Origin of the sequence: Xanthomonas sp. 3075 (genome assembly GCF_014197275.1) — a bacterium.
Lineage (GTDB): Bacteria > Pseudomonadota > Gammaproteobacteria > Xanthomonadales > Xanthomonadaceae > Xanthomonas > Xanthomonas campestris_B.
Genome location: NZ_JACIFI010000018.1, coordinates 88,132 through 98,463 on the forward strand (window position 1 = coordinate 88,132; position 10,332 = coordinate 98,463).

A 10,332-nucleotide genomic window follows, 5' to 3' on the forward strand; every position below is an offset into this window, starting at 1 on the left:
GCCGTTGCAATGACGGACGTGAGCAAGCGACGGCTGGCGGTGATCGGCGGCGGGCCGGCTGGTTTGATGGCGGCCGAGGTGGCATGTGCGGCAGGTCTTGCGGTGGATCTGTACGAAGCCAAGGGATCGGTCGGTCGCAAGTTCCTGATCGCCGGCAAGGGCGGCTTGAACCTCACCCATTCCGATCCGATGCCGCTCTTTGCGCAGCGTTATCGTGAACGTACCGATGCTGTCGCATCCTGGTTGCAGCAGTTCGATGCGCAAGCGCTGCGCGCCTGGGCGCGTGATCTCGGGGTGGACACCTATGTCGGCAGCTCCGGACGGGTGTTCCCGATGGATCGCAAGGCGGCGCCGTTGTTGCGTGGCTGGGTGCGTCGACTCAAGGAACAAGGCGTCGCGTTTCATGTGCAGCATCGCTGGCTTGGGTTGAGCGATGACGGTACGTTGCGCTTCGACACACCAACCGGTGACATCCAGCGCGTTGCAGGCGCGGTGGTGTTGGCGCTCGGTGGCGGCAGTTGGCCGCAGCTTGGCTCGGATGGTCTGTGGCAAGCGCCACTGCAGCAACGCGGCATCGCGGTTGCGCCCTTGGTGCCGGCCAACTGCGGTTTCGACATCGACTGGAGCGCGCATTTTGTGCAGCGGCATGCCGGTGCGCCGCTCAAGCCGGTGGTGGCGCATTGGCATGATCGCCATGGCGTGCAACACGAACTGCAGGGCGAATGCGTGGCCACCGCCACCGGAATCGAAGGCAGCCTGATTTATGCGGTGGCTGCAGACTTGCGAGAGCAGATCGATGCGCAAGGCGTGGCCGAACTTGGCCTGGATCTGGTGCCGGGACGTTCCCTTGAGCGCGTGAGCGCCGAACTGGACAAGCCGCGCAAGGGACGGAGTTTTAGCGAGCATTTACGCCGACAGGTCGGCATCGACGGCGTCAAGGCCGCACTGCTGTACGAACACCTGGGCAAACAGGCCGGCGACGATCCTGTGCAGGTGGCACGCACGCTCAAGCAGTTACCGTTGCGCTTGCTCAGGCCGCGCCCGCTTGCCGAGGCGATCAGTTCGGCCGGCGGCGTGCGGCTGGAAGCGCTGGACGATGGGCTGATGGCGATCGCACAACCTGGCGTGTTTTGCGCCGGAGAAATGCTCGATTGGGAGGCACCGACCGGCGGCTATCTGCTGACCGCCTGCTTCGCCAGCGGATTACGTGCCGCACATGGCGCGGTGCACTGGCTGCAGCAGCAAGACGGGTGCGTTACAGACGATCGTTGACCGCTTCGCGCGGCCAGACCGATTTGACGTCGTAGATCACAGCGCCGGACTTGCCCAGCGCGGCAATGCGTTGCGCGTCGTAGTCGCGGTACTGTGCATGCGCCACCGCCAGCACCACTGCGTCGTAGGCGCCCTCGTCCGCTGCCTCGCACAGGTGCACGCCCGCATGCTGAAACGCCTCCGCCGGGTCTGCCCAGGGGTCGCAGGTATCGACCTGCACACCAGCGGCCTGCAGCAACTGCACCAATTCAAGCGCACGGCTATTGCGCAGGTCCGGGCAGTTCTCCTTGAACGTGGCGCCCAGCACCAGCACCCTCGCCTGCGCAAGTACCACACCGCGTGTGGCGAGCATGCCGCAGACACGCTCGGCCACGTGCCGACCCACGCGATTATTGACTTGCCGCGCGGTGTGAATCAGGTCCGGGTGATAGCCCATGCTTTCGGACTTGTGCATCAGGTAGTACGGGTCAACGCCGATGCAGTGACCACCGACCAGGCCAGGCCGGAACGGCAGGAAATTCCATTTGGTTCCTGCGGCTTCCAGCACATCCAGCGTATCGATGCCCAGCTTGTCGAAGATCAGCGCCAGCTCGTTGACCAGCGCGATATTGACGTCGCGCTGGATGTTTTCAACGACCTTCGCGGCCTCGGCCACGCGCATGGAAGCCGCCCGCCAGGTGCCGGCGGTGATGATGCTGGCGTACAACGCATCGACCGTATCGGCGGCAGCGGCGGTGGAGCCCGAGGTGATCTTGCGGATATCGCGCAGACGCCGTTGGCGGTCACCCGGATTGACCCGCTCGGGGCTGTAGCCGCAAAAAAAATCTTGGTTGAACCGCAGCCCGGACGCTGCTTCGAGCAAGGGCACGCAGACTTCTTCGGTGGTGCCCGGATAGACGGTGGATTCGTAGATCACCAAGTCGCCCGGCTTCAGGGCTGCAGCGATCAATGTCGTCGCGCTACGCAGCGGCTGCAGATCCGGTTGCTCGAAGCTGTCGATCGGCGTCGGCACGGTGACGATGAAGATGCTGCATGTCGCCAGATCGGCAGCGTTTGCGCTGTAGCGCAACTGTGTTGCAACGGCCAACTCGGTGTCGTCCAGCTCCAGCGTGGCATCGTGGCCCTCGCGCAACTGTCCGACCCGCTGCACATCGATATCGAAGCCCAGCGTGTCGCGCCGCTCACCGAATGCAACAGCCAGCGGCAGACCGACATAGCCCAGCCCGATGACGGCGATGCGTGACTGAAGCGGGGCGAGAAGCGTGGTGCTGGACATGCGGTTCCTTCGGTCGCGCGCGGTCGGTTACCGCGCAGCTGTGCGGCGGCAGCATAGCGCAGGCGGCAATCCAGCCGTCAGTGCAGCAACGCCCCCCCGCATGGAGATTCACAATCGGCGCGCAATCAGGCACGCTATCGCTATGCCCGGGTGGCGAAACTGGTAGACGCAAGGGACTTAAAATCCCTCAGCTGCAAGGCTATGCGGGTTCGATTCCCGCCCCGGGCACACGCTTCATCCATCTCCATTGGTTGGCACGAAGACGTTGGCACATGTCGCTAGGACAGCTAGGTCGGACTAAGTTGGAGACGTCGAGGATGTCCACGCGAGGCGACCAGCCCGATGACAGCCTGCAGTTCGCCATGTTGACAAGAGGCCTGCCTCCGGCCGGCGATCAAGGCATCGCTTCGATCGAGGCATTACGCGCGCGTTGGCAATATGCCCTGCCCTGCCTGGACGGCGGCAGATTGATCGTGCAGATGCTGGCATTCGAACTCGAGCAGTTTTCGCTCGAAGCATTTGGTATCTGCAACATCGCATGCCCTGACACGATTGCGCGTAGCGTTCGCAAACGCCAGGCCGAGTATTTCTTCGGCCGGCTGGCTGCGCGACAGGCCTTGCAGCATCAGGGATTGATCGCCGCCGGCACGTGTCCCGATATCGCCACCGGCAGCTCGCGCGAACCGTTATGGCCAGCGCAGGTGATCGGCAGCATCTCGCACACCAATCAGCTGGCCGCAGCGGCGGTTGCACCACTTGGCAGATGGCGCGGGATCGGCATCGACCTGGAGCACGTGGTCGGCGCTGACGCACGCGAGGCGTTGTTGAGCACTGTCGTGGATAGCTCGGAGCTGGTGTTGCTGCAGTCGATCTGCGCGTCCACCAACGTGCCGCTGGAAGTGTTGCTGACCATCGTCTTCTCTGCCAAGGAGAGTCTGTTCAAGGCGAGTTTTTCTGCAGTAGGCCGCTACTTCGATTTTTCCTGTGCGCACCTGGTGGCACTGGATCCCATTGCGGGAGTCGTCCGTTTTCAGCTCAGCGAGCAGCTCTGCCCGGATCTACCGAGCGGGCATCTGTGCGATATCAGTTTCGGTTTTGTCGATTCGCAGACGGTGATCACCTATCGAGTCTGGTGAGTCTGGCCGAAGAACGTCGAGCCACAGGCGCGGGAACAGAGTGCCTGCACAAATCCGACGCAACAAAAAAGGGCCGTGAGGCCCTTTTGAGTGATCAACTGAATCGTCAAATTCAGTCGTTCTGATTTGGAGCGGGAAACGAGATGCTCGCTCCCGACCTAACTCCTTGATCCATAAGAGGTTTGTCAGACACCCCTCCTTTGGAAGACCTCTATTATGTACTACTTTTGCGAGACTGGCCAACTCACCAGATCAAATCTATTCGACGCACCCCGCCTCGGGCTCAAATTCACTACAAGCTGAGGCCTCGTGCCTCACTTCTCATTACATAGATAGCTGCGGAGCGCGCTGCTGATCCTGCGTACGTTGCTGATCCGTGGCCTGCAGCTCCAGTGCGCGGCGTTGGTTGATCGACTCCAACTGGTCCAGCCTATCTTGGACGGGGCGCTGCGCCGCCTCCACGGTCGGCAAGTGTTCGCGCAAGGAGGCGGGAATCGCTGAAACCGCTGGGCAAGGGAGTCAATACTTTGTTATTCATGCGCGTTGCCCGGTACCGATTCGTGGCTTAAGACAAGGATTTGCACCTAAAGGCAATCTGATGCTCAACGAAACGCTTGTTCAGGCGTGACGCTGTTGGTCACCGAAGACAAGAAGGTCAACTCGCAATGTTCCATCCCAAGCCATAGATCGCTCACAACTCTGCCACAGTTCACCGCCGATGATCGATTTCAATCCCGCGACCTTCGAACTCCATTTCCGAGCTTTGGTGGCCCATCCCGACTCGGATCTCGAACTGGACGAGCTTGACGATGCGCTCCAGCAGGCAACGGTTGAATCCGAGGACGCGAGAGCCTGCGCGTACATTACCGTCGAAGTGCTATCAAGCGAAAACCGTCCAGAGGCCTTGGCCTACGCTTTAAACACTGCCGTGTGCGCAAGTTGCATGTCCGGGGACACCGAGCGCGTCAGGCGATACCTTGCACAACTCGTCGACTTGACCATTGTGGGCGGCGTCGACATGGCGGCGCTATCGGCTGCGGAGAACGTCGGCCGCCTGCTGCCGGGCAACGCCAAGGCCGACCACGTGCCCCACGTGCTCTACGAGGTAGTTCGGTTGTACGAGCAACTGGGGCAAATTGACAAGGCCATCAAGAACCTCATTGCCGCTGCGAACCTTTTCGCCGACTTCGGCGCATTCCAGCCGGCCTACCAGTCCCTGGGGCAAGCGGAGGAGTTGGCGCGCGATTACCGCTTGCTCCAGCCGTATGCGGATGCCATCGGTGCGCTTCACGCGATCTGCCTGCAGGAGGAGGACCACGTCTACGCCGAAAAGGTCTGGCCGACGCTGGTGCAAAAGTACGCCGAACTGGGAACGCCCGTGCCGGCACATCTGGCCGTCAATCGCGCAACGGCTCTGTTCCAGACCGGAGACCTTGCCGCGGCCCGGATAGCCTATGAGGATATCCTCGCAGCGATGTCGTCGCGCGATGCCGCGCGGCCCGCTGTGCTCATGAACCTGTCGGCATGCCTTCGCGACCTGGACGAGCCCGGTCTCGCCAGAGCGCGGATGTGCGATGCACGCACGCTGATGTTGTCGCTCGATAACGTTGATCCTGAGCATCGTCTGGAGATGGAGCTGATCGCATCACGGAATGCCATTGCCGGAGGCGATCCCGCCGAGGCCGTCGCATGCCTACAGCGTGCCGCTGCACATCTGGAGGCGGGGGTTGCCCTGGCCGAGAAGTTGCATTACCGGCGCGGATTCCGCGACCGCTATATCCGACGAATGGAACGGCTGCTCTCCGACCTCCCCGTCGCCGGTCGTGCCGCGGATGTCGTCGGCGTGATCGCCGCCACGCGCGCCAACCGCGTGTCGGATTGGCTGAACTTCCTAGAATGGGCGGCGGCCCTGGCTGCCAAGCTCGCCCCGCACGAGCGCGAAGAACTCGAGCGCTTGGTTGATCACCTCGCACACCATGGGTCGCCACACCTGATGGGCTATCACGAGAAGTACGACGATCCGATGTCGGCCATTGCGAAGCCCGATCCCTGGCGCGACATCGCCGAGTACGCGGACAGGGCGAGTGCCAGGCATGGCATCGGCCGGCCCTTTCAAAACGCGACGTCCGAGCGCAGCGTAGCCGTCATTGTGCAAAGGCTGAACGAAGGCTACGCCCTCCTCGTAAACCTGCTCACCGCCGACCATAAGCTGCTGCTGCTGCTCGGAGAACGGTATGTCCTGTGCACGTTGCCAGAGGTGCAGACCCGTGAGTTCTACGAGGCGCTGGCGCGGCACCGCCAAGACCCGGGCAAGGCAACCACAAAGGCGCTCGGCCAAACCATCGACGGTTACCAAACAGCGCTGCTGGACGCACTCGCCCCCGTGCTGGACGAACTAGCGGTGTCCAACTGCAAAGGTGTCATTTTCCTTCCAGATGGGATGGACTTGACGCCGATCAACCTAGTGATGGTGGGCGATCCGCGGATTCGGGCCCGAATGGCTGCTGGTGGATTCGATGTGCGCACCTGCATCGCGCTGTATCCCGCTCAGCGCGTTGCCAGTGCGCCCGATGCCTGCCTGGGCATTGTCGGAAGCGATTCCGACCTTCAATACGACCGCACGGACGTCGAGGAATTCTTCCGGGGCGCCGGCACAGCCGGGACTGTGCTGGAGAATCCGGGGTGGGATGCGTTCGCGGATCGGATGGCCTCGACGGATGCGCTTTTTCTGTCCCATCACGGCGTCTCCGTCGGCCTGTACACGGATCCGTTCTTCGCGGACATGGCAGGGCATGGCAAAAAGAGCGTCATGAGCCTGATGAAACTCCAGGGCGCGACCTTTCGGTGGCCCCATCGCCTCGCGGTTCTGGGCACCTGCCACAGCGGAAGCCTCGTCAACCGCAACCAGCAGCAGCGATTTCGCGCGCACGAATTGATGGGCTTTCCGGTCGTTTTCCTCCTGAATGGCCGCTCGGAAGCCCTGGCCGCGTCGTGGGCGATCATGGACCGATTCAACCTATTGTTCACTTCGCTCTTCGCACCAGGGCTGCGCGACGTTCATCCCTCGCAGGCCGCGAGTACCGCACTGGCCAAGCTCGTCGACCTCCCAGTCCAAGAGCTTGCGGCCCTGCTGCTTCGCGCATTACCAACGGGGACGCAACTCTCGCCGGGTTTGGTGTTGCAGATGGATACATTGCGGCAGCAGCCGTTTTGCTACGGCGCGTACCAGGTATATACCCTGCTGTAGTCTTCCAAAATTAGCATACTGCCCAACGACCGCTGCAAATGATGGATTGGAACGGTTCCTCGGCCCACACCTGTGTGACAACCATTCAAGTACTAATGGGAACTTCTGGCCCATACCAGGAAGATATAGGCCGATCACTGACACGATGTTTATGTTGCTGGGTTTGATCGTCGGCTTCGCTGGAGTACGCGCCTCACGTGCGGCTATTCCGGACTTCTGCAACAGTAGGCGACTCGATATGGCTTCCAAGACCGAGGAGCGACGTCAACGGTCATCTGACAAACGGCAATCAATGCTAACGGTAACAATGACCGGTGGCGCGTTGCGCTTCAATTCTAGGTTGCCCTTGTCCCTGGACTCCACCCCATAGGAATTGTCAGCCTCCCGTAAAATTGATCCAGCCATAACTAGAGGTCTCCGGCGCACTAGCCACCAAGGAGACCACCAATGCGCGAGAGCAAGTTCACCGAGAGCCAGATCGTCGCCACGCTGAAGCAGGTCGAGGGCGGTCGCCAGGTCAAGGATGTCTGTCGCGAGCTGGGCATTTCCGATGCGACGTACTACGTCTGGAAGTCCAAGTACGGCGGCATGGAGGCCGCTGACGTGCAACGCCTCCGCGACCTGGAGACTGAGCACAACAAGCTCAAACGCATGTACGCCGATCTCGCGATGGAAAACCATGCATTGAAGGATGTCATCGCAAAAAAGCTGTAGACCCGGCGCATAAGCGCCCGCTTCTTGCTTGGCTCATCGAGCAGCATGGCTGGAGCGAGCGCCGGGCTTGTGCGGTGGTTGGCGTGGCTTGCTCGACAGCACGTTATCGGCGCCGTCCCGATCGGGATGAGGAGGTTATTGCGCTGTTGTCCGAGTTGGCCGAGCGTTTTCCCGAGCACGGATTTGGAAAGCTTTTTCAGATCATCCGTCGTCGCGGACATCTGTGGAATCACAAGAGGGTCTGGCGCGTGTACTGCTTGATGAAACTCAATCAACGTCGCCGCAGCAAGCGCCGGGTAACGACGCGTCATTCACATGATCGACCCAATGCTGGATGGTCGATCGATTTCATGTCCGATGCGCTGTGGGATGGTCGGCGTTTCCGCACGTTCAATGTCATCGACGATTTCAGTCGGGAAGCGTTGGCCATCGAAGTCGACCTCAACCTCCCGGCTGCTCGAGTCATCCGCACGTTGGAACGTATCGCGGCGTGGCGCGGCTATCCGAGCAAACTTCGTCTGGACAATGGCCCGGAATTTGTCGCTTTGGCCATGGCCGAGTGGGCTGAGCGCAAAGGCATCGCATTGGATTTCATCGAGCCGGGACGGCCGATGCAAAACGGTTTCATCGAACGCTTCAACGGCAGCTACCGGCACGGCGTGCTGGACATGTATCTCTTCCGCACCCTGAGCGAGGTCCGCGAACAGCCCGAGCACTGGCTGGCCGACTACAACCAACAGATACCGCACGGCAGCCTGGGCGGGCTAACGCCCGCCGAGTTCCGCGATCAACATCAACCGCAGACCTCTAGTTTTAGCTGGCATTGAATTGCGGGGAGTCGACAAGATCACCACCTGTGTGCCCCGTCGCTGCAACTCCTGGATCAGCCAATTTGCATCGAAGGCCTTGTCAGCCAGCAATGCATCCAAGCGCACGTCCGCGATCAACGCCTTCACCCCGGTGATGTCGTTGCGCTGCCCGGGCATCAGGATGAACTTCACCAAATTGCCCAACGCATTCGTCAAGGGCAGAATCTTCGTGGTCAGCCCCCCGCGTGAACGACCAATGGCTTGGCCCGAAGTCCCCCTTTTGCACCCTGGCCATGTCGATGCACTTTCACAATGGTGGCATCCACCATCTCATATTCCATATCCGGCTGCTCACTCACCGCATCAAACAGAGCTTGGAATACATCCGCCTTGACCCAGTCCCGAAAGCGCTTGAACACCGTGTTCCACTTTCCGAACTCCTCAGGCAGGTCTCTCCACGGACTGCACGTTCGGGCAATCCACAGCACCGCTTCCACGAAACGCCGTTTGTCCGTTCCACTGCGATCTGGATCGCTTGCTTTGCCTAGGCAATTGGGCTCCATCTTTGCCCACTGCGCGCCTGCTAATACCCATCGGATGTCATCTTCCGATTGCATCACATCTTTCCACGCAATTGATTTGATTCTCAACAACTCCTAGGCAATTTCAATATAAATCATTTCCGCCTGAAGTACTCAAGCCCTCCTTCTATTCCTTCAATTAAACAACCCAAAACACTTCTAAAGCTTGACTCAGAGTCAATCAATATTGATTTTTTTGTTTTTGCAAGAAAAACACTATCAACAAAGAAAAATAATGTTTCACCATCATCACTGATGAAGCCATTGCTATTGTCGACAGCAATAATTGGGCCTATCTCCCAGCGCCGCTCCAAAGGGCATAACTCAAGACGCCCCTCAATTGATTTGATTTTTAAATTCTCACCAAGGCTGTCGAAGTCCATTTCCAATATATCCCGCAAAAACCCATCCTTCAAAAAAATTGACTTATAGCTGCTAATTTCAAAAAAGGAATAAATTCTCCGTTCTTGAGGATCTGGAAACTCTTCTATCCTACGCATAATTCTAGGAATAGAGTTGTGCTTAAGATAGTTATTTATATCAAGGTAAATATTATATCTTACACCAGTGTTAGACGATGGATTGCAGTACAGGAATCTCATGCAATGATGATACTCAGATATCTTATCATCAAAAATGAAACAATTATTAACTTGATCGAATTTAAGCTCAATTCTTTTATTTTTCAGAACTCCGTATGCGTTGAGTGTTGTTGAGATGGCATCCGCCACATAGCCAGTCCAATAGTCATGTAAATTAACTTGACCAATATCCATTCCGCATGAAGCAGACAGTCGTTCTTCAAATTTTCGCCTGAAGAGATCTAATGATAGAATATCCTTTTCTTCTTTCTCTAGAGTGCTATTTTCTATCAAATATTTTTTTCCGATGAGGCGGTACTGAACTCTTGTTATTTTTTCAAAATCAACTCCAATATTTATCATGCAATAAATGCAATAGTAGTCTATCAGCGTCGCCATTGAGTTCAAGAGGGCGTCATTTAGAGCTTGATCCAGGATTTCCACCTCCTTATCGGAGCTGGAGTTTCTGAACTTTAAAAAATTATCTAAGCATACCTCATGAGTTGATTTTTTTTGACTGGCGAGGGCATAGATGCTTTTTATCTTTTGCAAGACATCTGCCTCCACATTTTTCGCCAAAAAATCTCTTTCCATTACTCGCTCCTTATTTTTAATTTATCACGACATCCCCCCGCCCTGAGTAGCGGCCTGGTTTAGAGTCCAGGGCTGATGATATCGGTGTTTGCCAGATGTTGGGCATACGCAGCCGGTGTCAT

At 58.2% G+C, this 10,332-nt stretch carries 6 protein-coding genes, 1 tRNA gene and 1 pseudogene; 5 read left to right on the forward strand and 3 right to left on the reverse strand.

Annotation, left to right across the window (positions count from 1 at the left end):
* Nucleotides 1-9: 9 nt before the first annotated feature.
* The gene (locus GGR62_RS16145) at nucleotides 10-1,272 is read left to right on the forward strand and encodes a TIGR03862 family flavoprotein (RefSeq protein WP_184408870.1); all 1,263 of its coding nucleotides are present in this window, start codon (nucleotides 10-12) and stop codon (nucleotides 1,270-1,272) included.
* Here GGR62_RS16145 and GGR62_RS16150 read toward each other — a convergent pair.
* Complete coding sequence (locus GGR62_RS16150; protein WP_184408871.1) at nucleotides 1,256-2,548, reverse strand: nucleotide sugar dehydrogenase; 1,293 nt, start codon at nucleotides 2,546-2,548, stop codon at nucleotides 1,256-1,258. The two genes, GGR62_RS16145 and GGR62_RS16150, sit on opposite strands and share 17 nt — an antisense overlap.
* A gap of 144 nt (nucleotides 2,549-2,692) precedes the next feature.
* Between GGR62_RS16150 and GGR62_RS16155 the strand changes: the two genes are divergently transcribed.
* From GGR62_RS16155 to GGR62_RS16170, 4 genes are all read left to right on the forward strand, one after another.
* A tRNA-Leu gene (locus GGR62_RS16155) sits at nucleotides 2,693-2,776 on the forward strand.
* Between the two features lie 89 nt (nucleotides 2,777-2,865).
* A complete protein-coding gene (locus tag GGR62_RS16160; protein ID WP_260306183.1) occupies nucleotides 2,866-3,684 on the forward strand; it encodes a 4'-phosphopantetheinyl transferase superfamily protein in 819 nt (272 codons plus the stop codon).
* 718 nt (nucleotides 3,685-4,402) lie between these two features.
* Nucleotides 4,403-6,931: a tetratricopeptide repeat protein gene (locus GGR62_RS16165; protein WP_184408872.1), complete on the forward strand. Its 2,529-nt coding sequence runs from the start codon at nucleotides 4,403-4,405 to the stop codon at nucleotides 6,929-6,931.
* Between the two features lie 447 nt (nucleotides 6,932-7,378).
* Nucleotides 7,379-8,472, forward strand: a protein-coding gene (locus GGR62_RS16170; protein WP_184408873.1) for an IS3 family transposase whose coding sequence is annotated in 2 segments (ribosomal slippage) — nucleotides 7,379-7,640 and nucleotides 7,640-8,472 — 1,095 coding nt in all. Because the reading frame shifts where the segments join, the coding sequence is not laid out codon by codon here.
* 63 nt (nucleotides 8,473-8,535) lie between these two features.
* Here the strand turns inward: GGR62_RS16170 and GGR62_RS16180 are convergent.
* Both GGR62_RS16180 and GGR62_RS16185 read right to left on the reverse strand, forming a co-directional pair.
* Nucleotides 8,536-9,017 (reverse strand): annotated as a pseudogene (locus GGR62_RS16180) (IS5 family transposase); the annotation flags it as partial.
* 113 nt (nucleotides 9,018-9,130) lie between these two features.
* Complete coding sequence (locus GGR62_RS16185) at nucleotides 9,131-10,210, reverse strand: hypothetical protein (RefSeq protein ID WP_184408875.1); 1,080 nt, start codon at nucleotides 10,208-10,210, stop codon at nucleotides 9,131-9,133.
* Nucleotides 10,211-10,332 lie beyond the last annotated feature (122 nt).

Bases quoted from the DNA above. Each gene is read 5' to 3' on its own strand.
- GGR62_RS16145 (WP_184408870.1), top strand. From the start codon at position 10: ATGACGGACGTGAGCAAGCGACGGCTGGCGGTGATCGGCGGCGGGCCG.
- GGR62_RS16150 (WP_184408871.1), bottom strand. From the start codon at position 2,548: ATGTCCAGCACCACGCTTCTCGCCCCGCTTCAGTCACGCATCGCCGTC.
- GGR62_RS16160 (WP_260306183.1), top strand. From the start codon at position 2,866: ATGTCCACGCGAGGCGACCAGCCCGATGACAGCCTGCAGTTCGCCATG.
- GGR62_RS16165 (WP_184408872.1), top strand. From the start codon at position 4,403: ATGATCGATTTCAATCCCGCGACCTTCGAACTCCATTTCCGAGCTTTG.
- GGR62_RS16185 (WP_184408875.1), bottom strand. From the start codon at position 10,210: ATGGAAAGAGATTTTTTGGCGAAAAATGTGGAGGCAGATGTCTTGCAA.